Origin of the sequence: Pseudomonas mangrovi (assembly GCF_003052585.1) — a bacterium.
In the GTDB taxonomy this organism is placed as follows: domain Bacteria; phylum Pseudomonadota; class Gammaproteobacteria; order Pseudomonadales; family Pseudomonadaceae; genus Aquipseudomonas; species Aquipseudomonas mangrovi.
The window spans coordinates 267,219-291,558 of the sequence record NZ_QASN01000002.1 but is presented as its reverse complement, the minus strand read 5'-3'; the positions used below and the strand labels follow the sequence as shown (position 1 = coordinate 291,558).

General features: G+C 66.4%; 25 protein-coding genes. 15 read left to right on the top strand and 10 right to left on the bottom strand.

Annotated elements, in window-relative coordinates; all coding sequences use genetic code 11:
* Positions 1 to 4: 4 nt before the first annotated feature.
* The 3 genes from DBO85_RS01445 to DBO85_RS01435 are packed head-to-tail and all read left to right on the top strand — an operon-like array spanning position 5 to position 2,345.
* Positions 5 to 751 carry a 5-oxoprolinase subunit PxpA gene (locus DBO85_RS01445; RefSeq protein WP_108104954.1) on the top strand — a complete coding sequence of 249 codons (747 nt, stop codon included), beginning with the start codon at positions 5 to 7 and terminating at the stop codon, positions 749 to 751.
* Complete coding sequence (pxpB, locus tag DBO85_RS01440; protein ID WP_108104557.1) at positions 748 to 1,428, top strand: 5-oxoprolinase subunit PxpB; 681 nt, start codon at positions 748 to 750, stop codon at positions 1,426 to 1,428. Before DBO85_RS01445 ends, pxpB begins: the two co-directional genes overlap by 4 nt.
* Entirely contained in the window at positions 1,425 to 2,345 is a 921-nt protein-coding gene (locus tag DBO85_RS01435; RefSeq protein ID WP_177429717.1) for a 5-oxoprolinase subunit C family protein, read from the top strand. The genes pxpB and DBO85_RS01435 overlap by 4 nt, the downstream gene beginning before the upstream one ends.
* Here the strand turns inward: DBO85_RS01435 and DBO85_RS01430 are convergent, their stop codons facing one another.
* Complete coding sequence (locus DBO85_RS01430) at positions 2,346 to 3,059, bottom strand: SIMPL domain-containing protein (protein ID WP_108104555.1); 714 nt, start codon at positions 3,057 to 3,059, stop codon at positions 2,346 to 2,348.
* A gap of 374 nt (positions 3,060 to 3,433) precedes the next feature.
* On the opposite strand from DBO85_RS01430, the gene DBO85_RS01425 reads away from it, so the two are divergent.
* Positions 3,434 to 4,696, top strand: coding sequence for an ATP-binding protein (locus DBO85_RS01425; protein WP_108104950.1), 1,263 nt, complete (start codon positions 3,434 to 3,436; stop codon positions 4,694 to 4,696).
* Complete coding sequence (locus DBO85_RS01420) at positions 4,689 to 5,249, top strand: response regulator transcription factor (protein WP_108104553.1); 561 nt, start codon at positions 4,689 to 4,691, stop codon at positions 5,247 to 5,249. The genes DBO85_RS01425 and DBO85_RS01420 overlap by 8 nt, the downstream gene beginning before the upstream one ends.
* Positions 5,250 to 5,364: 115 nt before the next feature.
* Here the strand turns inward: DBO85_RS01420 and DBO85_RS01415 are convergent, their stop codons facing one another.
* On the bottom strand, positions 5,365 to 5,808 hold the full coding sequence (locus DBO85_RS01415) for a SecDF P1 head subdomain-containing protein (RefSeq protein WP_108104551.1): 444 nt from the start codon (positions 5,806 to 5,808) through the stop codon (positions 5,365 to 5,367).
* On the bottom strand, positions 5,805 to 6,362 hold the full coding sequence (locus DBO85_RS01410) for a DJ-1 family glyoxalase III (RefSeq protein WP_108104549.1): 558 nt from the start codon (positions 6,360 to 6,362) through the stop codon (positions 5,805 to 5,807). The genes DBO85_RS01415 and DBO85_RS01410 overlap by 4 nt, the downstream gene beginning before the upstream one ends.
* A 138-nt stretch (positions 6,363 to 6,500) precedes the next feature.
* Here DBO85_RS01410 and DBO85_RS01405 point away from each other — a divergent pair, with 138 nt between their 5' ends.
* The 4 genes from DBO85_RS01405 to ypfJ all read left to right on the top strand — a co-directional run bounded on the left by DBO85_RS01405 (position 6,501) and on the right by ypfJ (position 10,524).
* Positions 6,501 to 7,793 (top strand): NCS2 family permease, encoded by a 1,293-nt coding sequence (locus DBO85_RS01405; protein ID WP_108104948.1) that lies wholly within the window; start codon positions 6,501 to 6,503, stop codon positions 7,791 to 7,793.
* A 55-nt stretch (positions 7,794 to 7,848) separates the two neighbouring features.
* Positions 7,849 to 8,937, top strand: coding sequence for a tRNA (uridine(54)-C5)-methyltransferase TrmA (gene trmA, locus DBO85_RS01400; RefSeq protein ID WP_108104547.1), 1,089 nt, complete (start codon positions 7,849 to 7,851; stop codon positions 8,935 to 8,937).
* 257 nt (positions 8,938 to 9,194) lie between these two features.
* Positions 9,195 to 9,629, top strand: coding sequence for a DUF411 domain-containing protein (locus DBO85_RS01395; protein ID WP_108104545.1), 435 nt, complete (start codon positions 9,195 to 9,197; stop codon positions 9,627 to 9,629).
* Positions 9,630 to 9,666: 37 nt separating this feature from the next.
* Positions 9,667 to 10,524, top strand: a complete 858-nt coding sequence (ypfJ, locus tag DBO85_RS01390; RefSeq protein ID WP_108104543.1) for a KPN_02809 family neutral zinc metallopeptidase — start codon at positions 9,667 to 9,669, stop codon at positions 10,522 to 10,524.
* A 507-nt stretch (positions 10,525 to 11,031) separates the two neighbouring features.
* On the opposite strand, the gene DBO85_RS01380 is transcribed toward ypfJ, so the two are convergent.
* Positions 11,032 to 12,042, bottom strand: a complete 1,011-nt coding sequence (locus DBO85_RS01380; RefSeq protein WP_158268860.1) for an AraC family transcriptional regulator — start codon at positions 12,040 to 12,042, stop codon at positions 11,032 to 11,034.
* A 159-nt stretch (positions 12,043 to 12,201) separates the two neighbouring features.
* On the opposite strand from DBO85_RS01380, the gene DBO85_RS01375 reads away from it, so the two are divergent.
* Positions 12,202 to 14,028, top strand: a complete 1,827-nt coding sequence (locus tag DBO85_RS01375; RefSeq protein ID WP_108104541.1) for a long-chain-acyl-CoA synthetase — start codon at positions 12,202 to 12,204, stop codon at positions 14,026 to 14,028.
* A gap of 253 nt (positions 14,029 to 14,281) precedes the next feature.
* Here the strand turns inward: DBO85_RS01375 and DBO85_RS01370 are convergent, their stop codons facing one another.
* The 4 genes from DBO85_RS01370 to DBO85_RS01355 are packed head-to-tail and all read right to left on the bottom strand — an operon-like array spanning position 14,282 to position 17,924.
* A complete protein-coding gene (locus DBO85_RS01370) occupies positions 14,282 to 14,851 on the bottom strand; it encodes an HAD family hydrolase (protein ID WP_407681436.1) in 570 nt (189 codons plus the stop codon).
* A gap of 32 nt (positions 14,852 to 14,883) precedes the next feature.
* Positions 14,884 to 15,759: an acyl-CoA thioesterase gene (locus DBO85_RS01365; protein ID WP_108104539.1), complete on the bottom strand. Its 876-nt coding sequence runs from the start codon at positions 15,757 to 15,759 to the stop codon at positions 14,884 to 14,886.
* A 10-nt stretch (positions 15,760 to 15,769) separates the two neighbouring features.
* Complete coding sequence (locus DBO85_RS01360) at positions 15,770 to 17,371, bottom strand: nitroreductase family protein (protein WP_177429716.1); 1,602 nt, start codon at positions 17,369 to 17,371, stop codon at positions 15,770 to 15,772.
* Complete coding sequence (locus DBO85_RS01355; RefSeq protein ID WP_108104537.1) at positions 17,364 to 17,924, bottom strand: GNAT family N-acetyltransferase; 561 nt, start codon at positions 17,922 to 17,924, stop codon at positions 17,364 to 17,366. Before DBO85_RS01355 ends, DBO85_RS01360 begins: the two co-directional genes overlap by 8 nt.
* A 125-nt stretch (positions 17,925 to 18,049) precedes the next feature.
* On the opposite strand from DBO85_RS01355, the gene DBO85_RS01350 reads away from it, so the two are divergent.
* The 5 genes from DBO85_RS01350 to DBO85_RS01330 all read left to right on the top strand — a co-directional run bounded on the left by DBO85_RS01350 (position 18,050) and on the right by DBO85_RS01330 (position 22,836).
* Positions 18,050 to 19,216 carry a zinc-dependent alcohol dehydrogenase gene (locus tag DBO85_RS01350; RefSeq protein ID WP_108104534.1) on the top strand — a complete coding sequence of 389 codons (1,167 nt, stop codon included), beginning with the start codon at positions 18,050 to 18,052 and terminating at the stop codon, positions 19,214 to 19,216.
* 160 nt (positions 19,217 to 19,376) lie between these two features.
* Positions 19,377 to 20,609 (top strand): TIGR03862 family flavoprotein, encoded by a 1,233-nt coding sequence (locus DBO85_RS01345; RefSeq protein WP_108104532.1) that lies wholly within the window; start codon positions 19,377 to 19,379, stop codon positions 20,607 to 20,609.
* A 254-nt stretch (positions 20,610 to 20,863) separates the two neighbouring features.
* A complete protein-coding gene (locus DBO85_RS01340) occupies positions 20,864 to 21,217 on the top strand; it encodes a hypothetical protein (RefSeq protein WP_108104530.1) in 354 nt (117 codons plus the stop codon).
* Between the two features lie 85 nt (positions 21,218 to 21,302).
* On the top strand, positions 21,303 to 21,749 hold the full coding sequence (locus DBO85_RS01335) for a hypothetical protein (protein ID WP_108104528.1): 447 nt from the start codon (positions 21,303 to 21,305) through the stop codon (positions 21,747 to 21,749).
* 445 nt (positions 21,750 to 22,194) lie between these two features.
* Complete coding sequence (locus DBO85_RS01330; protein WP_158268859.1) at positions 22,195 to 22,836, top strand: ComEA family DNA-binding protein; 642 nt, start codon at positions 22,195 to 22,197, stop codon at positions 22,834 to 22,836.
* Positions 22,837 to 22,973: 137 nt separating this feature from the next.
* Here DBO85_RS01330 and DBO85_RS01325 read toward each other — a convergent pair whose 3' ends face one another.
* Positions 22,974 to 23,462: a YegJ family protein gene (locus DBO85_RS01325; protein WP_158268858.1), complete on the bottom strand. Its 489-nt coding sequence runs from the start codon at positions 23,460 to 23,462 to the stop codon at positions 22,974 to 22,976.
* Positions 23,459 to 24,325, bottom strand: a complete 867-nt coding sequence (locus DBO85_RS01320) for a tetratricopeptide repeat protein (RefSeq protein ID WP_158268857.1) — start codon at positions 24,323 to 24,325, stop codon at positions 23,459 to 23,461. The genes DBO85_RS01325 and DBO85_RS01320 overlap by 4 nt, the downstream gene beginning before the upstream one ends.
* Between the last annotated feature and the right edge of the window lie 15 nt (positions 24,326 to 24,340).

Sequence of the window (24,340 nt, the reverse complement as noted above, 5' to 3'; positions counted from 1 at the left end):
GCGCATGAACAGAAAACTGCTTATCAATTGCGACCTTGGCGAGGGCTACGGCCCCTGGCGCATGGGTGACGATGCCCTGGTGATGCCGCTGATCGACCAGGCCAGCCTGGCCTGCGGCTTCCACGCCGGCGATCCGCTGATCATGCGCAGCGGTGTGGCGCTGGCGCTGCAGAACGGCGTGCAGATTGGCGCGCATCCTTCCTATCCGGACCTCCAGGGTTTCGGGCGGCGGCACCTGAGCTGCACGCCGGACGAGGTGGAAGCACTGCTGCTCTATCAACTGGGCGCGCTGGACGCCTTCTGCCGCGCTGCGGGCAGCGCAGTCGCCTACGTCAAGCCGCACGGCGCGCTGTACAACGATCTGGTGCGTGACGACGAACTGCTGCGTGCGGTGCTGCGGGCCTGCGCCGCCTTTCGTCACGGGCTGCCGCTGATGGTCCAGGCGCTGGCGGACAACACCCGCGAGCGCCGACTGGCCGAGGAGTACGCGGTGCCGCTGCTGTTCGAGGCCTTCGCCGACCGCGCCTATCTTGCCGACGGCCGGCTGGCGCCGCGGCGACTGCCTGGCGCTCTGCACACCGATGTCGGCGTGATACTCGAACAGGCCCTGGCCATCGCCCGTGGTGAAGCCTTCGCCGACATCGACGGCAAGCCGCTGCGGCTGGTCGCCGACAGCCTCTGCGTGCATGGCGACAACCCCGAGGCGCTGGCCGTGTTGCGGCGCCTGCGGGCGGCGCTCGACGGCGCATGATTCATCTCGAGCCGGCGGGTGCCGAGGCCCTGCTGCTGGTGCTCGCAGAGAAGCCAGATGCTGCGCTGCCGCCGCGCATCGCCTGGCTGGCCGAGCGGGTGCGACAGGCGCTGGGGGAACGGGTGGTCGACCTGGTTCCCGGCATGACCAGTCTGCTGATCCACTACGATCTGCTGCGCTGCGACCAGCAGAGTCTGGCGACCCGCCTGACCCCGCTACTGGAGGAGTGGATGGCGTTGCAGGCCGTCACTGCCGCGCAGGCTCGTCTGCATGAGTTACCCGTCTGTTACGACGGCGACGATCTGCTCGCGGTGGCGCAGGCCTGTCGGCTCACGGTGGATGAAGTGATTCGCTTGCACGCGGCCGGCGACTACCAGGTCGCTGCCATCGGCTTTGCACCGGGTTTCGCCTACCTGGGCGAGCTGGACCCGCGCCTGGCGTTGCCGCGCCGGGCCACGCCACGGCTGCGCGTACCCGCCGGCAGCCTGGCGATTGCCGAACGCCAGACGGCCATCTATCCGCAGGCCTCTCCGGGTGGCTGGCACCTGCTCGGGCGCTGCCCGTTGCGCCTGTTCGACGCTGCGCAGACTCCGCCCAGCCCTCTGGCGGTGGGTGATCGGGTGCGTTTCCTGGCCATTGACGCGGGTGATTTCGAGCGCCTGGCGGAGTCGTCATGAGCGCGCTGGAAGTGCTTCGTCCCGGTACCCAGAGTCTGTTGCAGGACGCCGGTCGGCGCGGCTGGCAGCACCTGGGACTCTCGCCCGCCGGGCCGCTGGACCTGCATGCCGCGGCCTGGGCCAACCACCTGCTCGGCAATCCCTGGGGCACGCCTCTGCTGGAGGTCTGCATGGGCGATCTGCAGCTGCGTGCCGAGCTCGATACCTGGGTGGCGGTCTGCGGCGCCGACCTGCCGATCGAGCGCGATGGCGAGCCGTTGCGCAACTGGTCGCGTTTCCCGCTGCACGCCGGGCAGACCTTGCGTCTGGGCTTTGCTCGCAGCGGCGTGCGCGCCTATCTGGCGGTGGCGGGTGGCTTTGTCACGCAGCCGGTGCTTGGCAGCGTCGCCTGTCAGCTGCGTGAAGGGCTCGGTGGCCTGGATGGCTGCGGTCAGGCGCTGCGTGCGGGGGATAGGCTGCGCTGCAAGGCGGCAGTGCTGACGGGTACGGCGAGCGTGCCCTGGCCTTATGTGCCTGACTATCGATGCCCGGCATTGTTGCGGGTAATCGTCGGCGGCGATGCGGTGGAGTTCGTCGAAGACGAACTGCAGGGATTCTTCGAGCGTGACTGGCAGGTGGCCGAGGCCGACCGCATGGGTGTTCGCCTGCTGGGTGAGCCCATGCAGGCTCCGCGTCGGCAGTGGTCGCAGGGCGTTGCCGACGGGGCCATTCAGCTACCGCCGGATGGCCAGCCGATCATCCTGATGGCCGACCGTCAGACCATGGGTGGCTATCCGCTGATCGGCTGGCTGCATCCGCTTGACCATGCGCGCCTGGCGCAATGCCCGACGCGCCACCGGCTGCGCTTCACGCCCGTCAGCCTGGGCGATGCCCAGGCCGAGTTGCGCGAGTTCTACCATTTCTTCGGCAAGCCCTGATCAGGGCAGTTGAACTTCGATCACGCCGTTGGCGTTGAGGCTGACCTGGCTGGTGCCGGCTTCGACCTCGGGGGCGGCGTCCTTCATCATCATGCTCGACATGGCTTCGCGCTGGCGCGTCATCATCATCGGCTGGTAGCTACCACCGTCGAGATTCAGGCTGACCAGCTTGTAGCCCTTGCCGCCGAGCGCTTCGCTGGCCAGCTCCGCGCGTGCCTTGAACGCATCCACCGCCTGGCGCATCAGCTCGTCTTCACTCTGGCTGCGGGTCTTCGGCGAGATGCCGAAGCTCATGCCGCCCATGCTGAGGGTGTCGAGCAGCTCGCCGGTGAGCTTGGACAGTACGGCGAAGTCCTGGCTTTCCAGGCGGATTTCACCGCGCTCGCGCCAGCCGGTGATCTTCTCGCCGTCCTTGTCCTGGATCGCGTAGCTGTGGCGGTTGCCGCTGCTGACCTTGACCTTGTCGACTGCCCGGGCGCGCTCGATGGCGGCATTGAGCTTCTCGCTGATCTGCTTCGACAGTTGCGCCGGGTCGCTGTGCTGGGCCTCGCTGAACAGGGTGACCTGCATCAGGTCGTGGGCAACCTCCTGGCTGACCTCGGCGCGCAGTGCGACCTGGTTGTAGTGCAGCGTGTCGGCCTGAGCGGCGACGGCGGCGGCCAGCAGGCCTGCGGCCAGGCCAATGCGACTGGCGGTACGGATGAAAGCGGACATGGGAACTCCTTGTACATCGATGGGGACGCCCGCGCGTGACAGGCGGTGGGCCTTGAGACCCTCTGCGGCCGGGCAGGTTCAGCCGCAGGCCCTGCAGTATGGTCGCAAAACGGTTGCGTTACAGCGGCGCCGCCGCGCCGCGCGTGCTGCGGGTCCGTGCGACGCTTTGCCGCAAGGGTGCGGTCGGGTCGGCAGTGCTGGTTATACTCGCCCGGCGCCTGGTCTACAGCGCCTTGTTCGTGCTGCGCGCGGCTGCTGCAGGCGAAACCGCCGAGCAGGTCGCGCCAGGTCATCGAAGCGGCATGCGCGACAGTCTTCAACGCTTCAATTGCCAATGCAGGCTGATGGTCAGTTCAGCTGCCAGGAATCTGTCGATGCTCGAACCCTTGCAACTGCTTTCCGCCAGCCGCCAGAACCTCTGGCGCCTGGTGCTGTTGCGGCTGCTGGTGCTACTGGCACAGTCCGCCTCGGTCGGTATCGCCTTTCTGCTCGAACTGTTGCCGCTGCCCTGGGTGCCGCTGTGCAGCGTGCTCGGGGTGTCGCTGGCGCTGTGTTTCTTCACGGCCTTGCGCCTGCGCGGCCCCTGGCCGGTCACCGAGCAGGAGTACGCGGCCCAGCTGGCCTGCGACCTGGTGATCCACAGCGTGCTGCTCTATTACTCCGGCGGCTCGACCAACCCCTTCGTTTCCTACTATCTGGTGCCGCTGGCCATCGCCGCGGCCACCTTGCCCTGGCTCTACTCGGTGGTGCTCAGCGGCCTGGCGCTGGCCGGCTACACCCTGCTGCTGAACTGGTACGACCCCATCGAAGTGCCGTTGGAATACCGCGGCAGCCTGCTGATCCACGGCATGCTGCTGAGCTTCGCCCTGGCGGCAGCGCTGATCACCTTCTTCGTCGCGCGCATGGCCAGCGAACTGCGCCGTCAGGAGCGCAGCCAGGCGCAGCGTCGTGAAGCGGGCATGCGCGACCAGCGCCTGCTGGCGGTGGCGACCCAGGCCGCCGGGGCGGCCCATGAGCTGGGCACGCCGCTGGCGACCATGAGCGTGCTGATCAAGGAGTTGCGTCGTGAACACAATGATCCCTTGTTGCAGGAGGATCTTGCGGTGCTGCAGGAGCAGGTCAAGTTATGCAAGGAAACCTTGCAGCAACTGGTCCGCGCCGCCGAAGCCGACCGTCGCCAGGACATCGAGGAACTCAGCGTGATCACCTGGCTGGAGACCGCGCTCAATCGCTGGCACCTGATGCGCCCCGAGGCCAACTACCGCTATCAGATGCTTGGGCAGGGGGTTGCGCCGCGCCTGTCGCCTTCGCCGGACCTGACCCAGGCGCTGCTGAACCTGCTCAACAATGCCGCCGACGCCTGCGCGGAGAACCTCGACATACGCCTCGACTGGGATGCCGAGGAGTTGTGCATCAGCATCCGCGACCACGGCGCCGGCGTGCCGCTGGCGATCGCCGAGCAGCTCGGCAAACCCTTCTTCACCACCAAGGGCAAGGGCTTCGGCCTCGGCCTGTTCCTCAGCCAGGCCAGCGTGACCCGCGCCGGGGGATCGGTGAAGCTCTACAACCACGAGGACGGCGGCACGCTCACCGAGCTGCGCCTGCCCAGGTTCGCACCGGGAGACAACCATGACTGACGCAACGCCGCTCGACGGCGAAGACCTGCCGCACCTGCTGCTGGTCGACGACGACCCCACCTTCACCCGCGTCATGGCGCGCGCCATGGATCGCCGTGGCCTGCGCGTGAGTACCGCAGGCTCCGCCGAGGAAGCCCTGGCGCTGGCCGAGCAGGACATGCCCGACTACGCGGTGCTGGACCTGAAAATGGCCGGCGATTCGGGCCTGGTGCTGCTGCCCAAGCTGCTCGAGCTGGACCCGGAGATGCGCGTGCTGATCCTCACCGGCTATTCCAGCATCGCCACCGCGGTGGAGGCGATCAAGCGCGGTGCCTGCAACTATCTGTGCAAGCCGGCCGATGCCGATGACGTGCTCACCGCATTGCTTTCCGAGCACGCCGATCTCGACAGCCTGGTGCCGGAAAACCCGATGTCGGTGGACCGCCTGCAGTGGGAGCACATCCAGCGCGTGCTGGCCGAGCACGAGGGCAACATCTCCGCCACCGCCCGCGCGCTGGGCATGCACCGCCGCACCCTGCAGCGCAAGCTGCAGAAGCGCCCGGTAAGACGCTAACTATCCCTTCTCGCGTCGGGAGAAGGTGGCGCGCAGCGCCGGATGAGGGAGGCGCCGGCGTGCAGGGTGGTGAGGCGGGGTGGTGGAAGCAGCAAGGTGCCCGGTGTGGCCGGGTCTAGCGCCCGATCAGGCGCTGCGCTTCCTCGACCGAGCTGAAACCGCGCAGCGCCAGTTGCCCGCCGGATATCTCGCTCATTACGGTAGCCGCGATCAGTAGCTCGCCGTCCACCAGGATCGCCATCACCTGACCGATATTCTCGCGGGTCAGGGTCGCGAGACGGGTGCTGGCGTCGTCGCCGAGATGGACCACCACCATGGGCGCATTGTTTTCATCGAGCATCAGCTCGGCGCTGCGAAAGTCCTGGCAGCACAGCTGCGCCTGCTTCTCGACCCACCAGCTGCGGCCCTCGCGGTCCTGCATTTCCTGCAGCGTCGGGGTCGCCTCGCGCTGCGCCAGGTGAAGGGTTATCTCCTGCGCTGGCGGCTGTTCCGCCGCCTGCTGGCAGCCGACCAGGCTCGCCAGCAGGGCGGCGCCCAGCCATCCGCGCCAGCGCTTCATGCCTTCACCAGCATCGCGTTGCCGACTTCTCTGGCGCGGGCCTTGCCGCACAGCGCCTCGACCAGCGCCAGGGCGAAGGCGATGGCGGTGGCCGGCCCCTGGCTGGTGATGCAGTTGCCATCCACCACCACCGGTTCATCGACGAAGGTGCAGCCGGACAGGCGATCGCTGAGCGCCGGGTAGCAGGTCATGCGCCGCTGGCGCAGTACGCCGTAGTTCTGCAGGGCCAGGGCTGGCGCTGCGCAGATGGCGGCGAAGAATCGTCCCGCCGCCGCCTGTGCGCGCACCTTGTCGCCCAGCGGTGCATGCTCGGCCAGGCGCTGGGCCCCGGGCAGGCCGCCGGGCAGGGCGATCAGGTCGAAGTCCTGGGCCAGCACGTCGGCGAACATGGCATCGGCGGTCAGGCGGCTGCCGCGGGCGCAGGTGATCATGCGGCGCTCTTCGATGCTGGCGACCACCACTTCGACCTCGGCACGGCGCAGCACGTCGAGGATGGTGACGGTTTCGATGTCTTCCACGCCGTCGGCGACGGCGAGCAGGGCACGCTGGGTCATGGGCTGGTTCCCGGGTGGATGGATGGGCAGGCAGGATAGCGCGTCGAACGGGCGCGAACTGCTATCATGCGCGCCTTTTTCGAACCCTCCCGGCGTGCCATGGACTGCGCCCGTCCGCCCCTTTTTCCGGAGAGCAGCATGCTGGAACGACTCTTCCAACTCGAAGCCCATGGCACCACGGTCCGCCGCGAACTGCTGGCCGGGCTGACTACCTTCCTGACCATGGCCTACATCCTCATGGTCAACCCGGAGATGCTGGCCAAGACCGGCATGGACCAGGGCGCGGTGTTCGTCGCCACCTGCCTGGCCGCGGCCATCGGCTCGCTGGTGATGGGTCTGTTGGCCAACTACCCGATCGCGCTGGCGCCGGGCATGGGCCTGAACGCCTTCTTCACCTACACCGTGGTGCTGACCATGGGCCACACCTGGCAGGTGGCGCTCGGTGCGGTGTTCCTTTCCGGCGTGGCCTTCACCCTGCTGTCGCTGCTGCGCATCCGCGAATGGATCATCAACAGCATCCCGTTGGCGCTGCGCTCCGGCGTGGCCGCGGGTATCGGTCTGTTCCTGGCGATCATCGCCCTGAAGAACGCCGGCATCGTGGTCGACCATCAGGCCACCCTGGTCGGCCTCGGCGATCTGGGCAAGCCGGCGCCGCTGCTGGCCTGCCTGGGCTTCTTCGTGATAGTTGCGCTGGCCTATCGCAAGGTCACCGGCGCGGTGATGATCGGCATCCTGCTGGTCACCGGGCTGTCCATCGCGCTGGGCCTGAGCAAGCTCGACGGCGTGGTGTCGATGCCGCCGTCGCTGCTGCCGACCCTGCTCGAGCTGGACATCATGGGCGCGCTCGACGTCGGCCTGATCAGCGTGATCTTCGCCTTCCTCTTCGTCGACCTGTTCGATACCTCCGGCACCCTGGTCGGTGTCGCCCAGCGCGCCAAGCTGCTCGATGAGCAGGGCCGCATGCCGCGCCTGGGCCGCGCCCTGCTGGCTGACAGCAGCGCGACCATGGCTGGTGCCGCGCTCGGTACCTCGACCACCACCAGCTACATCGAGTCCACCGCCGGCATCACCGCTGGCGGTCGCACCGGCCTCACCGCCTGCGTGGTCGCCGGGCTGTTCCTGCTCAGCCTGTTCTTCGCCCCGCTGGCGATGGCGGTACCGATGTACGCCACCGCTCCGGCGCTGCTGTTCGTCGCGGTACTGATGACCCAGAGCCTGACCCAGATCGACTGGGATGACCTGACCGTCGCCGCGCCTGTGGTGATTGCCGCGCTGGCCATGCCGTTGACCTTCTCCATCGCCAACGGCATCGCCTTCGGCTTCATCGCCTGGGTGGCGATCAAGCTGCTCGCCGGACGCTGGCGCGAGCTGACCCCGGCGCTGGTGATTCTCGCTGCGCTGTTCGTGGTCAAGCTGGCGCTGTTCACCTGAGTCTGTGCGCGTCCGCCTGGCGGTCGCGCCTCCACCGATTTCCAGCGAGCCCCGCATGAGCCGTCCGCTTCCCGATCCCGCCCAGTACTCCACCCAGCTCGAAGCCAAGCGTCAGCGCCTGGTCGAGCTGCTGGCGCCCTTCGCCGCGCCGGCGCCGGATGTGTTCGATTCGCCGTCCGAGCACTACCGCCTGCGCGCCGAATTCCGCCTCTGGCGTGAGGCCGAGCAGCGCCACTACGCGATGTTCGAGCAGGGCGACAAGCACAGTCCGGTACTGATCGAGGACTTCCCGATTGCCAGCGCGCGCATCAACCAGCTGATGCCGCAGCTGAAGGCTGCCTGGCAGGCGAGTGCGGCTCTGTCCTTCAAGCTGTTTCAGGTCGAGTTCCTCACCACCCTGGCCGGCGATGCGCTGGTCACCCTGTGCTATCACCGGCCGATCGACGGGGCCTGGCAGGCCGAGGCCGAGCAGCTCGCGCGGGCGCTGGGCGTCAGCGTGATCGGACGCTCCCGCGGCAAACGCATCGTCATCGGCCGTGACCATGTGCTCGAGGCGCTGCAGGTCGCCGGCAGAGCCTTCCGCTATCGCCAGCCGGAGGGCGCCTTCACCCAGCCCAACGGCGTGGTCTGCCAGAAGATGCTGCAGTGGGCGTTTGACGCCTTGGGCGAGCGCGACGACGATCTGCTCGAGCTGTACTGCGGCAACGGCAACTTCACCCTGCCGCTGGCGACCCAGGTGCGTCGGGTGCTGGCCACCGAGATCAGCAAGACCTCGGTGAATGCCGCGTTGGCGAATCTTGCCGACAACGGCATCGACAACGTCGAGCTGGTGCGACTGTCGGCCGAGGAGCTGACCCAGGCGCTCAACGGCGTGCGGCCGTTCCGCCGCCTGGCCCACACCGATCTTGCCGGCTACGACTTCGGCACCGTCTTCGTCGACCCGCCGCGCGCCGGTATGGATGCGGACACCTGCGAGCTGGTTCGCCGCTTCGAGCGCATCCTCTACATCTCCTGCAACCCGGAGACCCTGGCGGCCAACATCGCCCAACTGCACGACAGCCATCGCATCGAGCGCTGCGCGCTGTTCGACCAGTTCCCCTGGACCCGCCACATGGAAAGCGGCGTACTGCTGGTGCGTCGCTAGGGGCCCGCTCGGCGTTTTTTCAGAGCAAGAGGCGCGGTAAGGCCTCGTCTGGACTGCTCGATACCCGGCGCGGCGGCGGCTTTTCCCTCGCCCTCCGGGAGAGGGTGCCGAAGACGGGTGAGGGATGCTTCGGGCAACTCGCCACCAGAGCCAGGCCCGCAAGTCCCGGCGCCAAGCCCCTGATCCGCCATGCTTTGGCGCTGGCAGCAGGCAGGGCTATGCTGTCGGCCTTCGCTTACCCGTCAGGAGTCTTCCTCATGCGTCTTTCACTGTTCTTCGCTCTGCTGTTCGCGGGCCTGGTCCAGGCCGCCGAGCCGATCGCCATCGACGTCCATCGCGACGCCAACTGCGGTTGCTGCAAGGACTGGATCAAGCACCTGGAAGACAACGGCTTCACCGTCAACGATCACGTCGAAGCGGACATGACCGCGGTCAAACAGCGCCTGGGTGTGCCGCCGCGCCTGGCCTCCTGCCACACAGGGGTCATCAATGGCCAGTTCGTCGAGGGTCACGTGCCGGCCGCCGATATCCTCAAGTTGCGCCAGCGCCCCGAGCTGCTGGGTGCTGCCGTACCGGGCATGCCGGTCGGCTCGCCGGGCATGGAAATGGGTGATCGCAAGGATGCCTACCAGGTGATCGGTCTCGACAAAAGTGGTGCGGAAACGGTCATCAGCGAGTATCCGGGGCGCTGATCGGCGTCTCCTCACGTAGAACCTGCAGGAGAGACCCATGCGCTGGAAGAAGGCCCGACGCAGTGACAACCTGGTGGACGCCCGCGGCAGGGGCGTTGGCGGCAAGGGGCTGAGCCTGGGCGTGGTGGTGCTGGTGGTGGTCATCGGCCTGCTCAGCGGCCAGGATCCGATGCAGATCCTCGGTGAGCTCGGCGGTCAACTGCAGCAGGAACAGGCCAGCGCACCAGCGCCCGAGCAGAATGCCGAAGCCGACGAGCAGGTCGAGTTCGTCCGCGCCATCCTCGGCGACACCGAAGACACCTGGAACCAGCTGTTCGCCGAGGCCGGCGGCGACTACCGCGAACCGACCCTGGTGGTCTTCAGCGGCGGTGTGCGCTCGGCCTGTGGCTTTGCCTCCTCGGCGGTCGGGCCTTTCTATTGTCCGGGCGACCAGCGGGTCTACATCGACCTGCAGTTCTTCCGTGAGATGGAACAGCGCTTCGCCGCAGCCGGCGACTTCGCCCAGGCCTACGTCATCGCCCACGAAGTCGGCCATCACGTACAGACGCTGCTCGGCGTTTCGGCCAGGGTGAATGCCGCGCGGCAGAGTGGTCAGCGCGTGGAGGGTGACGGCGGCCTGCTGGTGCGCCAGGAGCTGCAGGCAGACTGCCTGGCCGGCGTCTGGGCGCATCACGCACAGAACCGCCATGCCTGGCTGGAGCCCGGTGATCTGGAAGAAGCGCTGAATGCCGCCGCCGCCATCGGTGACGACCGCCTGCAACAGCAGGGCCGCGGCCAGGTCGTCCCCGACGCCTTCACCCACGGCACCTCGGCCCAGCGCGTGCGCTGGTTTCGAACGGGTTTCGACCGCGGTGAGGTGTCGCGTTGCGATACCTTCAAGGCGGCGCGGCTGTAACTGTTCCCTCTCCTCCGGGAGAGGGCGCCGAAGGCGGGTGAGGGATGGTGCAGATAACTCGCTGATGCGCCTGAAATGTACACCAGACTCCCTACACGTCGCGGCCTCCCTCATCCGGCGCTGCGCGCCACCTTCTCCCCTAAGGGACAAGGAGTGCTGTTGAGGTCTGTAGGGTGGATGGCTGCCATCGACCAAATGCGCAGTGTCCGAAAACCCTGTAGGGCGCAACAAGTGCAACGCATTGCGCCGAACTTGGTTGCAGCGGACCTTGCAGAGGGAGGCAGACTGCAGCGGATTACGCCGCGAGGCGGCTAATCCGCCCTATGAAGGTAGGCTGGTCTCGAGGCGTCGAGCCGTTCGCAGCAATCGCGGGCACCACACCGCTCAATTCGTAGGGTGGATGGTCGAGCCATCCACCAGCCACCCAGGACAAGCGCTTGGCAGGGCCGGCAAGTGCTGCACATTGCGCCGCCTGCCGGCGAGGGCTCATCCCGTCACCGGGTTTGCTCAAGGCGTTGCGTCGTAGGCCCTGGGTGTAACGCCGAACCATCCCTTGAAAGCCTTGTAGAACGCACTCGGCTCGCTGAAGCCCAGCTCGCGGCTGAGTTGCTCGACACTGCAACCTGATTGCGCCAGGCGCTGTACGGCATGACGCCGGCGTACATCGGCAAGCAGCCCGGAGTAGCTGCAGCCTTCCGCGCGCAAGTGGCGATGCAGGGTCTGCCGGCTGATACCCAGGCGGTGTGCCGCTGCTTCCACCGATAGCTCGCCAGTTGCCAGGCTGCGCTCTATCTGCTGCAGCACCCGGGCGCGCAGGCTGCGCTGAGCGGGCAACTGCGCCTGCATGTCGCTGACACGCTGCTGCATCAGATTCTTCAGGTAGGCATTGGCGCCCTGCACCGGCAGTAGCAGGTCGCTGCTGAGGAATTCCAGGTAGTTGGATTCCTCGGCGAAACGCGCCGGCACGCCGAACACCTGCCGGTAGACCGCCGCTGCCGCGAGGGCTTCGTGACAGAAGCCCACCGCTTGCGGCACCACGCGGACGGCCGTGAGCTGGCGCGCCCAGCACAACGCCGAGCTCACGCTGTGCTCGCTGGCCACGGCGTGGCCGAGCAGCGGCGGGTTGAACAGGAAATGCACGCGCACCCGGTCGCCGACGGATTCCACGCGCAGGCTCTCGCCCTCGCTCATCACCGGAATGTAGAGACGGAACAACTCCACCGCCTCACTCAGCGTGGCGCTCTGCGCGGCCAGATGGGCAACCGGTCCGCGGGTGTGCAGACCGCGGCGCTGGCCGACCAGCAGCCCGATCTCGGCGGGCGCGCCGCGGCGGATCGCCCGTTGCCAGAGATGCACGGACCACTGCACAGGGACGCGCATCTCCAGATCCTTCAGCTGTTCCAGTTCCACGCCGAGCTCCTGCAGGTCCTGCGGGCCGACCAGGGCGAAGCCCTGCAGCGACAGGTACAGGTCAAGCAGTTGCGAGGCGGTGGCGCTGGGGGCGGCTGCCAGCAACATGACAATTCCTTTCGCCGGAGGACGGGCTGCGATTGTGCACAGCGGCTGAGACGAATTGCCAGTCAGATGGAACCTGCGGCTATCAACAGCGCGGCATCGGCTGAATAGATTGGCGGGCAAACAACATCGAGTGCACCGCACTCTCTGGAGTCCCGCACCATGAGCCATGCCGATCTGATAACCCTTCCGCGCCTGCTGTCCCGTCTGCCACGCCTGCTCGTCGATCTGCCGGGTATCGTCAAGGGCCTGCATATCGGCAACCGCAGCCGTGGCGCCAATCCCGCCAGCCTGGCCAGCTGCGTGGAAAAGGCTGCGCAAGACAATCCGCAGGGCCTGGCACTGATTCAGGGCGACGAACAGCTCAGCTATGCAGAACTTGATCGCTGGTCGAATCAGCTGGCGCACTATCTGCGCGACCGGGGGTTGTGCCAGGGCGACAGCGTGGCGTTGATGTTCGAGAACCGCTTCGAGCTGCTCGCCTGTGTCATCGCTTGCGCCAAGCTCGGCGTGGTCAGCGCGCTGATCAACAGCAGTCAGCGCGGTCGCGTGCTGGCGCACAGCATCGGGCTGGCCGAACCGCGCATGCTGCTGGTTGGCGAAGAGATGTTGGCGGCCTACGAGGAGGTCGCCGTCGACGTGGCGCTGCCTGCCAGCGCCTGTCTCTACTTCGCCGACCGCCCGACCTGGAGAGACCCCGGCGAGGCTCCCGCGGGCTGGATGCATCCGGCAGCCGAACTGCATGCCTACCCTGTCGATGCTCCCTTGCTGGAGCGGGCGGTGCGTGCCGACGACCCGTGCTTCTACATCTACACCTCCGGCACCACGGGACTGCCCAAGGCCGTGGTGTTCAATCACGGGCGTTTCATGAGGGGCTACGGCGCCTTCGGCTTCGCCGCCACGCGCCTGGGCCGCGAAGACCGCATGTACGTCAGCCTGCCGTTCTATCACGCCACCGCGATGGTGGTGTGCTGGGGCTCGGTGCTGGCCGGCCAGGCCGCGCTGGTCATGGTGCGCAGGTTCAGCGCGAGCCGCTTCTGGGACGAGGTGCAGCGCCATCAGGCGACGGCTTTCGGCTACGTCGGCGAGCTCTGTCGCTACCTGCTCGATCAGCCGGCGCGTCCTGGCGATGCGGATAATCCGATCCGCGTCATGCTTGGCAATGGCTTGCGACCGAGCATCTGGAAGGCGTTCAGGCAGCGCTTCGCCATCGAACGGGTCGTCGAGTTGTATGCCTCCAGCGAGGGCAACATCGGCTTCACCAACCTGCTCAACCTGGACAACACCGTGGGCTTTTCTCCATATCCCTACGCGATTGTTCGCTATGACCAGGAGCAGGACGCGCCGCTACGCCAGAACGGTCATTTGCAGCGGGTGGCCAGGGGCGAGGTCGGTCTGTTGCTGGGCAAGATCACCGACAAGTCACCGTTCCACGGCTATACCGATGCGCGTGATACCCAGCGCTGCGTCCTGCGAGACGTGTTCGAGCCGGGCGATGCCTGGTTCAACACTGGCGACCTGATGCGTGACCTGGGCTTCCGCCACGCGCAGTTCGTCGATCGTCTGGGCGACACCTTCCGCTGGAAGGGCGAGAACGTGTCCACCACCCAGGTCGAAGCGGTGCTCGATGCGATTGAGCAGGTCAGCGAGGCAGTGGTCTACGGCGTCGAGGTGCCCAACACCAACGGTCGCGCCGGCATGGCCTGCCTGCGACTCGGTTGCCCGGCCGATGAGTTCGACTTCGGGGTCCTTCTAACCAGGTTGCGCAAGGAGTTGCCTGCCTACGCCGTACCGCTGTTCCTGCGCCTGAGCGCGCAGCTGGAAACCACCGGCACCTTCAAGCACAAGAAAGCGCCATTGAAGGAGCAGGCCTACGATCTGCAGCGGTGCACTGATCCGCTGTATGCCTGGCTGCCCGGCAGCGATCGCTATGTTGCGCTGACGCCCGAGCTGCAGGCGAACATTGCTGCGGGTGTCTATCGCTATTGATGGCACCCGGCGATCGTGCTTGCTCTGAACCATGCCCAGCGCCCAGGTGGACAAGGCTGCGCCGTTGTCCGCCCTACGGAGGTGAGATTCGTAGGGTGGATGGTCGAAGCCATCCACCAGCCAACCCAGCATCAGCAGCGTAGGGCGCAATAGGCGCAGCGCATTGCGCCGAGCTTGGCTGCAGCGGGCCTTGCTGGTCCTGTAGCGGGAGGCAGGGGCGCGGCGGATTACGCCGCGACGCGGCTAATCCGCCCTACGAAGGTACGGAGGTCTCGAGGTGTTCGAGAAGTTCGCTGCAATCGCGGGCGAAGACGTCGGTAAGTTCCGGCCAGAGATTCTCGGGCAGGTTGACCAGCACCGAGCAGGCGCCGGCGGCGCGGGCGCATTCGAGGTCGAAGCGGTAATCGCCGACCATCACCAGTTGCTGCGGCGCGACCTGCCAGCGCTGCGCCAGGTGCAGCAGACCGCCGGGGTGCGGCTTGGGCGGTGCCTCGTCGCGGCCGAGGATGTCTGCGTGGGCGAAGCAGTCGGCCAGCCCGATCACCTGCAGCGTATGCACCGCCAGTTCCTGGGCGTTGCGGGTGAGCAGACCGAGGCGCACGCCGCGCCGCTGCAGCGCGCGCACCAGCGTCACGGCGCCGGGTGCCGCGCGCGAGGCCGCCGCCAGTTCGCGTTCGTGCTCCAGCAGCCAGGCGCGCTTGGGCGCGGCCTGCTCCGGCGGCAGGGCGGCGAGGTGTTCGAGGATGTCGTGCTCGGGCGGGATGTCCAGGGCGCGGCGGATGGCGGCGAAGTCATGCACCGCCAGCGTCAGGGTGCCGTCCATGTCGAACACCCAGTGCCGCGCCTGCTGCCAGCTCACTTCTTGCGTTGCTCGCGATGGCGGATCAGGCCTTCCTGGGCGACCGAGGCCACCAACTGGCCGGCGCGGTTGAAGATGCTGCCGCGAGAGAATCCGCGGGCGTTGCCGGCCCATGGGCTGTCCATCGCATACAGCAGCCAGTCGTCCATGCGCAGGTCGCTGTGGAACCAGATCGCGTGGTCGATGCTGGCGCACTGCATGGTCGGCTGATGCACGCTCACCGCGTGCGGCAGCAGCGAAGTCACCAGCAGATTGAAGTCGGAGGCGTAGGCCAGCAGGTATTTGTGCAGCTCGGGGTTGTCCGGCAGGCTGCCGTTGGCGCGGAACCACAGGTACTTCACCGGCTCGCGCGGCTTGGGATCGAGCGGGTCGATGCGGTCGACATGGCGGATTTCCACCGCGCGTTCGGCCAGGTAGGACTCGCGCATCGACTCCGGCATCAGGTGCACGTACTTGCGCGCCATCTCCTGCTCGGAGACCAGGCCCTCGGGCTCGGGAATGCCCTGGGGCATGCTCGGCTGGTGGTGGAAACCCTCTTCCACGCCATGGAAGGAGACGCTGCAGCTGAAGATCGGCGCGCCCTTCTGGATCGCGGTAACCCGGCGCGAGCTGAAGCTGCCGCCGTCACGCTGGCGTTCGACCTGGTAGACGATCGGCAGGTTGGCGTCGCCGGCACGCAGGAAGTAGCCGTGCACCGAATGCACCGAGCGGCGCGGGTCGACCGTCTGGGTTGCGGCGGAAACGCTCTGGCCCAGGGCCTGGCCGCCGAACAGGCGGTAAAAACCGAGGTCCAGGCTGCGGCCGCGGAACAGGTCTTCTTCGAGCTGTTCCAGGCTCAGCAGGTCGACCAGATCATCCAGTGGCTTGCTCATCGATACTTCCTCACACAGGCAAAGGGCGGAGATTCGAATAGGCGGGCAGCGAGCTGATGCGCTCGTCTGTCAGGGCCCTGCCGATCGTGAAATGGTAAAGGCTTTGCCGGGATTTGTCGGGAATGCCGAGCAATTCAGTTAGGGAATGATCGAAGAAGCAGCCGATCCCGGTTCCTGACAGCCCGGCTGCCTCGGCTTCCAGGTAGAGCAACTGGCCGATCTGTCCGCATTCCCAGTAAAGCCGCGGGTAGCGCCAGGCGCCATCGGCCAGCGCCTCGTCCAGGTGCACCAGCATGGCCAGGGCGAGCACGCCGTCGCTGGCGATGTCCTGCTCGCAGCTGAGAAAGGCGGACAGGCCGCGGGCGTCGCCTTCGAGCAGGCGGAAGAGCGGCAGGCCGGGCTGCGCCGCTTCCCAGACGAAGTCCGCGCGCAGCGACTGCGGGCCACGACCGCTGCGGTCCAGCCAGTACAGCCCGGGTGTCAGTCCCTCGACGCGGTGGATGAACAGCAGCAGATCGACTTCCGTCGGCTCGCCGCTACAGGCGAAGGGCACCGGTGAGTGTTGCGGCAGCAGGCGCTGCAGCCAGGCGGCAAGCAGCTCGACGCGAATACCGGCGCGGCCATCCATGGCCTGGGCGCTGCGCCGCTGATGCAGCAGCGGCCGCAGGGCGAGGCCGGGGTTGTCGGGGGTGATCGCCGCAGCAGGCGCACGCCAGTCGGGCGCGGGCGGCCGGGTCGGCGCGCGACAGGTTTCCAGCACCTGGGACAGCTGCGGCCAGGCGCGATAGCTGGGCGAGAGGCGATTGGGCCGACCGTGCAGCGCGAGCTCGGCGAGGCCATCCAGCAAGGCGGGCGACAGATTGAATTCGCTCGCTTGCGGCGGGCCGATCCAGCACAAGGCGCCAACCGATTCGTGCTCGTGGAAGCCTTCGCGGTCCAGTCCGAAGACCGCATCCAGGGTTGTCTCGGCGACGCCGCGCAACACCCGCAGCTGCCAGCCCAGTGCGCTGGCGGCGATCGCCAGGCAGGCCAGCGCATGGCCGGCGTCGAGCTGGCAGTAGCGATAGGCGCGCTCGCCGTACTTCCAGGCCTCGCGCCAGGGAATGTCGGAAAGCGCCAGCAGCAGGCCGCCGGCGGGGACGTCTTCAGCCAGGCGTCGGGCCAGATCCGTCGGCAGCTCGGCGCGCAGCTCCAGCGCGTGACTGTCCGCCCGGTAGTGGGCCAGACATGCGCCAGACGAGACGGCGCCGGCCGGCAGCAGCAGATAGGCCTCTGTCGGATGCAGGTTGCCGCTCGATGGATTGACCCGCAGTGCCCAGCGATTGCCGCCGGCCTCCTTCCAGGCCGACAGCGCCAGGCTGTCGTAGAGCAGTTGCGAGACGCTGGCCAGGTTCAGCGGTGCCGGCCCGTCCAGAGGGCCGGCGAAGACGGCGTCATAGTCCGGCGATTCTTGCAGCGGCCGGTGCAGCAGCGGCAGTTGCAGCGCGCCCAGGTAGTGGCGAAAGGGTGCCGGCTGGGTCGACCAGTCGAGCATGCCGGGGCCCGGCGCGGCACGCTGCGGCTCGTGGCTGCTGAGCGCGTGGTAGGCGCGCACGGTCTCGATATCAGTCATCTGCCCGCTCCAGCCAGCACTCGCGATCCAGGGTGTAAAGCACGTGCCGGCGCAGTGGATGGTCGGCCGGCAGGTTGGGGTGGTCGAAGTCGTCGGCCGGGTCGCGCTGCATGCCGAGGGCCTGCATCAGGCTCTGTGAAGGCAGGTTGCTCACGGCGGTGAAGGCGATGATCCGCGCCATGCCCAGCTCAGTGAAGCCATGGGCCAGCGCGGCCCGCGCCGCTTCGCTGGCCAGCCCCTGGCCCCAGTGCGCCCGCGCCAGGCGCCAGCCGATCTCGATGGCCGGGGTGAAGTGCGCCTCGAAGCCCATGTGGCCCAGGCCGGTGAAGCCGATGAACTCGCCGCTGTCGCGCCGCTGCAGCGCCCAGAGACCGAAGCCGTGGCGGGCGAAATGGTCGCGGCAGCGCTCGATCAGCGCAGCACACTCGGCGCGATCCAGACAGGCGGGGAAGTAGCGCATCACCTCGGGGTCGGCGCTCATTCGCGCCAGCGGCTCGAGGTCCTCATCGCGCCATTGCCGCAACAGCAGGCGTGGGGTGTACAGCTCGCTCATGGTGATTTCTTCATCTGCTGAATTCCTGCTTCGACCACGTCGCCACCGATCCCGCTGCATTGAACTTCGTCGGTGCCTGGCGCTTCCCAGCTCCACGTGTCACCTATGGCTCAGCGGAGGTTTCCATGCAGGCAGTCACCTATCACGGCTCTCACGACGTACGCGTGGAGTCGGTTCCCGATCCGATCATCCAGGCACCCGACGACGTCATCCTGCGGGTCACGGCCACCGCCATCTGTGGCTCCGATCTGCACCTGTACCGCGGCAAGATTCCCCAGGTCAAAGACGGCGACATCTTCGGCCACGAGTTCATGGGTGTGGTCGAGGAGGTCGGCCCGGCGGTCACCGCGGTGGCCAAGGGCGACCGGGTGATCATCCCCTTCGTGATCGCCTGTGGCGAATGCTTCTTCTGCCAGATGGACCTGACCGCCGCCTGCGAAACCACCAACAGCGGCCGCGGCGCCATCCTCAACAAGAAGCAGATTCCGCCGGGTGCGGCGCTGTTCGGCTACAGCCACCTGTACGGCGGCGTGCCGGGTGGGCAGGCCGAATACGTGCGGGTGCCCAAGGGCAACGTCGGTCCGTTCAAGGTGCCGGACACCCTGTCCGACGACAAGGTGCTGTTCCTCACCGATATCCTGCCGACCGCCTGGCAGGCGGTGACCAACGCCGGGGTAGGCAAGGGTTCCAGCGTGGCTGTGTTCGGCGCCGGTCCGGTCGGCCTGCTGAGCCTGGCCTGCGCACGCATGCTCGGCGCCGAGCAGCTGTTCATCATCGACCACCATCCCTACCGCCTGGAGTTCGCCCGTCTGACCTACGGTGCGATCCCGCTCAACTTCGACGAGATCGACGATCCGGCCGAGGCGCTGATCGAGCGCACCGCCGGCCAGCGCGGGGTGGATGCGGTGATCGATGCGGTCGGCTTCGAGGCCAAGGGCAGTATGACCGAGACCATCCTCACCAATCTCAAGCTCGAAGGCTCCAGCGGCAAGGCGCTGCGCCAATGCATCGCCGCCGTGCGCCGCGGTGGCACGGTCAGCGTGCCGGGGGTGTATGCCGGGCCGATCCATGGCTTCCTGTTCGGCGACGCCTTCGACAAGGGCCTGACCTTCAAGATGGGCCAGACCCACGTGCACCGCTTCCTGCCGGAGCTGCTCGGCTACATCGAGCGCGGCGAGCTGCAGCCCGAGGTGATCACCAGCCACCACATGAAGCTGGCCAATGCCGCCGAGGGTTACCGCATCTTCGAGAAGCGCCAGGAAGACTGCCGCAAGGTGATCCTTACGCCCTGATGTGGCGTTCCTTCTCCCGCCGGGAGAAGGTGGCGCGCAGCGCCGGATGAGGGAAGTAGCGGCGTGCAGGGAGCCCGGCTTCGGCGAGCGAGCAGGTCACGCCCGCCCGGCCATCCCGCTCGGTTAGAATGCGCGCCTTTCCCGCTGCGAGCGCTGCGCCATGACCGACTCTTCCAAAGCCCCGCGTGTCGCCGTGATTGGCGGCGGCCCGGCCGGCCTAATGGCCGCCGAGGTGCTGGCAGCCGGCGGCGCCTCGGTCGATCTGTTCGATGCCATGCCCTCGCTCGGGCGCAAGTTTCTGCTGGCCGGTGTGGGCGGGATGAACATCACCCACGCCGAACCCTTTGCCGACTTCGTCACTCGCTACGGCCAGGCCCGCGAGCATGTCCGTCCGCTGCTCGAAGCCTTCGACGCCGATGCCCTGCGCAGCTGGATTCACGGCCTGGGCATCGAGACCTTCGTTGGCACCTCGGGACGCGTCTTCCCCCGTGAAATGAAGGCCGCGCCGCTGCTGCGCGCCTGGCTGCGTCGTCTGCGCGAGGCGGGCGTGCGGCTGCACACCCGCAGTCGCTGGCTGGGCTGGGCGGAGGACGGCGCGCTGCGCCTGGCCACCCCGGACGGCGAACAACTGCAGCGCTTCGATGCGCAGCTACTGGCACTCGGCGGCGGCAGTTGGGCCCGGCTGGGTTCGGACGGCGCCTGGGTGTCGTTGCTGGCGTCGCGCGGCATCGAGATTGCGCCGCTGCAGCCAGCCAACTGCGGCTTCGAGGTGGCCGGCTGGAGCGAGCACCTGACACAGAAATTCGCCGGCGCGCCGGTCAAGCCGGTGGCCGCTGCCCTGGCCGGCGAGGCGCCGCGCCGTGGCGAGTTCGTGGTCACCGCCCAAGGCGTCGAGGGCGGGCTGATCTATGCGCTGTCGGCAGCCATCCGCGAGCGGATCAATACCGCGGCAGAGGCGCTGCTGCATATCGACCTGCTGCCGCAGATGGAGCTGGCGAAGGTCGAAAAGGCGCTGCAAAAACCGCGCGGCAGCCAGTCGCTGGCCAAGCATCTGCAACGCCAGCTGGGCCTGGACGGCGTGCGCGCAGGCCTGCTGCGTGAACTGGCCGATCCCGCCTGTTTCACCGATCCCGTACGCCTGGCCCGGGCGATCAAGCAACTGCCGCTACGCCTGATCCGCCCGCGCCCGCTGGACGAAGCGATCAGCAGCGCCGGCGGCGTGCGCTGGAGTGAGCTGGATTCGAACCTGATGCTGCAACGCCTGCCCGGCGTGTTCTGCGCCGGCGAGATGCTCGACTGGGAAGCCCCCACCGGCGGCTACCTGCTCACCGCCTGCTTCGCCAGCGGGCGGAAGGCGGGGGAGGGGGTGCTGGAGTGGTGGCGGCACAGATAGGACAGGCATTCCGTGGTCGAGGATCGGCCAGGGTCCTGAGCAGATTTTCGCCGCCGGGCGTTCACTCGTCGGAGGCATGGACGTAGCGTTCTGACTCCCCTAATGTCGGAGCCCGCCTCTCCTGCGACTGAAGCACTTGCTGACACGATCTACGGAGTCTCTTCCGTGGGGGGTGCCGGGAAATTGCCTGGTAGAAGAGGAGTTCCCGGCGCTGCGAAAGCGACGTGGCTGTCCCACAAACAAGGAAGAACATCATGTACAAGGCTGTACTGCCGCCGCGAGCGCGCATCGCGAATCATCTGCTGTTTGCCTATCTGATCATCAACGCGCTTGTGATTGCCTTTGTCGCAATCTCCAGTCCAATCTTTATCCTTTTCCTGCTGATACAGGCGGCAATCGCCGCCGGCGTTTTTTTCAAGCTTCCCGCCGCATACCTCGTTCTGATGGGTGTTGCTTTTATAGGCTTGGTCCTGTCACTGCATGGCGCGCGCCTGATAGAGGCAGCGGTCTGTGCGCTGCTGCTGTGGCTGGCTTTTTATATAAGAAGCAACTTGTATGTTCGAGTAAGTGATGGCGCCGGCGAGGGGAAAGACGAGGGGCAGGGGTGACGGGATTTGAAAGATGGGCAATTAAGGATGACTCACGATTACTGATCGACAAATCGTGGTCTGTCCCCATTAGGCAGGAGCCGGGATGAAGCGATGGAGCAGGCTGCAAAGAGAAATTGAAAAGCTGTTTTCCAGCGAGCTGGACCTGCGCATCCAATGTAGGGTTTATCGCATGGCCTCGCAGAGCGGCAGTACCGATCTGCCGCGCTATTGGCTGACATTGGGGCGCGAAGTGATCTGGGATTATCCGAAGGACGCGAACGGGCGTACCGTCAACTATCCCTATGTCACCGATATCAGCGATATCTCTGAGTTCTTGAGAGCCTATATAGACACGCCCGTAGAGTGTTTGCTGGACCTTCCTGCCGACCCTTGGAGCCTAGGTGAAATATTGCTGGCCGCCGACCGGCGTGTGGGCAAGCGGACCTACGACAGACTCCGCCAGCGATTGCAGCACCCAGGGGCACTGGCCGTGTTGAACGCAAGGCTGCAGTCAAAGGCAGCGGAAGAGCGCGCGAGCTCAGAACTGTGAGCTGCTGTTTTAACGTTAGCGGGTGTGCATTATGAACCTTCCAATTGTTCAAGGCGTTCAGGATTCGGGTATGGGCATTTGCCCGGGGTGTGGCGGGCAGGACAGTGTTGCGCCTGGCGCATTTACGGTACTGAGTGCTGGCGCTATGTACCCCGTCGGTAGCGACGTAGCTGTTCCAGCATTTGACTGCCTCGGATTTTTTGACATCGCATCCCACGGGGATGGGCGGACTAGCGGAGGCTCCGTTCGGATCGCGCAAGACGTTCAGGGCGGGCAGTTTTCAATTTACTTTTGCTCTACGAAATGTCTTCGATCGTTTCTTAACAAGTGTGTTGATCAGCTGGAACGATAAGTCGTGGGTTGAAACCTAGCGCTGCGAAGTAATCGCCGAGCGGTGTTTGCCGCCAGGTACACCGTGGGGCCTTTTCTACAGAGGTATATGTCCATGATTCACATGCGCTTGGCGTTGTCGTTTTTCTTTTTCCCTCTGGCTGCATTACTGATCTCCGGCTGCTCGCCGAAGATCGAGGACACTCCGGCCTACCAGCAGGCCTGCGAAGGGTCGCCGTTGCGAACCATTGAGCGGCGGAGCCAGGCGTTGGAGGAGGGTTATGAGATCCACCCTCACTATGACTGCATCTCCAAGGAGTCCTATATCGCGGTCCGCGAGCAGCAAGCGCGCTGGGCCGCGGCCAATACACCGGAGGCCCTCGCGAAGCGCGCTGCGGAGCGCGAGCAGTTGAGGTTCGAGGAACAGCGGCAGGCTTCCCTCGACGCAGAGCGCCTGCAGAGCGACCGCCCCGCGTTCGCGCCCCGGTTCGTTTTGCGGCCGGTGGATGTCAACTCCGCCAGCGTTGCCGAGTTGGCGAGCGTGCCGACGGTAGGCGACGGGGCGGCAGAGCAGATCGTGTCACAGCGCCAGGTAAGACCCTTCGATGATTGGGCTGACCTGGTCGGCAGGGTTGTCGAGATGAGCGCCGCGCAAACTGTTTTCAGTGCCTCCACCTGTGGACTCACCGTCAACGGGCTGAGCATGCCGGGAGCACCCATGGCGCCGCCGGAGGCTGCAAGTCTCTGCGCCCGTTGAGTGGGGCCATTCAAAAATGACGGGGAGAAGATCTATCTTTTCATTGTCGCCCCGTCTGCGGTCCCGATTCTTTAGCGGACCGGGACAATCAGGGACAGGGCAACCAGGGACAGACCACGATCTTCTTCCTGCCGTGGTCAGCAATCGAATCCATGATGCGTGCGGTAGTAGTCCGCCTGTTCGACCGGCATGTCCTTGAACAGTGCGCAGATGGTGAAGCTGCCTACCTGGCGGTCGTTCTTCAGGTAGCCCCAATCGGTGATCTGTTCCTTGGTGAAGCGCAGTTGCTGGCCCCAGGTCACGCTTCTGACGACGCGAGGCTCGTTGGCCACTTCGCCGACAAAACCATGGGCAAGCGGTCGGAAGTTCGTGATCCAGAAGGTTTCGATGCCGTGCGGGTCTTCGACCATGACCTGCACCTTGAACTCGCGAGTACCTTCGGCTGGTGCGGCTGCCAGTTTGAGGAAATCGTCCAGGCCTTCCTGCGCCTGACGCACTGCCGCAGCGATGGCCGGGCTCTGGCGATCGGCAGTGACCACTTCGTTGGTGTCGCGCGCGCTGGCGAGAAAGGGTGTGAGACACAGGGTTAGGAGGCAAGTGGCGTGGCGCATGGTGAGCCCTTTCATGGCGTGAGTTCCTCGTTCGTCTGCGTGCTGCTTGGCGGGCAGCGCGCGCTGTCGTCTGACAATTGTTGTTGTGTCCATTTCTCCAGTTGGGTGTACCAGGCACTGTCGTCCTGGCTCAAGCGCTCCTTGGCCTCTTCACTGCCGCTGGCGGCGGCCAGTTCCAGCCAGAGCTGGCGCTGGAGCTGATCGCTCTGGGTGCCTCGTCCGTTGCCGTAGGCGTCGCTCATGCTCAGCTGCGCGGGCGCATGGTTGCTGCTTGCTGCCTGGCAGATCCAGTGCAGCGCCTTGCTGTCGTCGCTGGCGAAGTGAGCCGCGAGTTCGTCCCCTTCTGCCTGAAACTGCACGCCGGCGTCGTCGCTCCAGTACAGCTCGCCCAACAGATACATGCTCTGTACGTCGCCCTGCAGCGCGGCCCGTTCGAACCACTGCATCGCCTTGATTCGAGCGTCCGGATCATCGGAGCGGCTCAGGTAGACGATGCCCAGCTCGGCCTGGGCCAGTGCTAGCCCTTGCGTTGCGGCGCGGGTCAGCCAGCGCTCCTCCTTGCCATCGGGGTCCGGTAGCAGCTGATCGCGATAGAGGATGGCAATCTCGAATGCCGCCCGGGCCACGCCTTGTTCGGCCGCCTCGGTGTACCAGCGTGCGCTGCGCGCGTAGTCCTGTTGGGTGTACGAGAGATAGCCCAGGTTGAACTGGGCGCAGGCGTCGCCCGCTTCCGCCTGTTGCTGGAGGTCTCGCCGCTGGCCGGCGTCAGCCTGATCCAGTGTCAACGTACAGCTCAGTGGCGCGGCGCTGCTGGGCAGCGGGCTCAGCAGCACGCTGCCCAGCAGTGCGGAGAAAATGACGCGGATGGTCCGGTGCATGAATGGCCTTCTGCT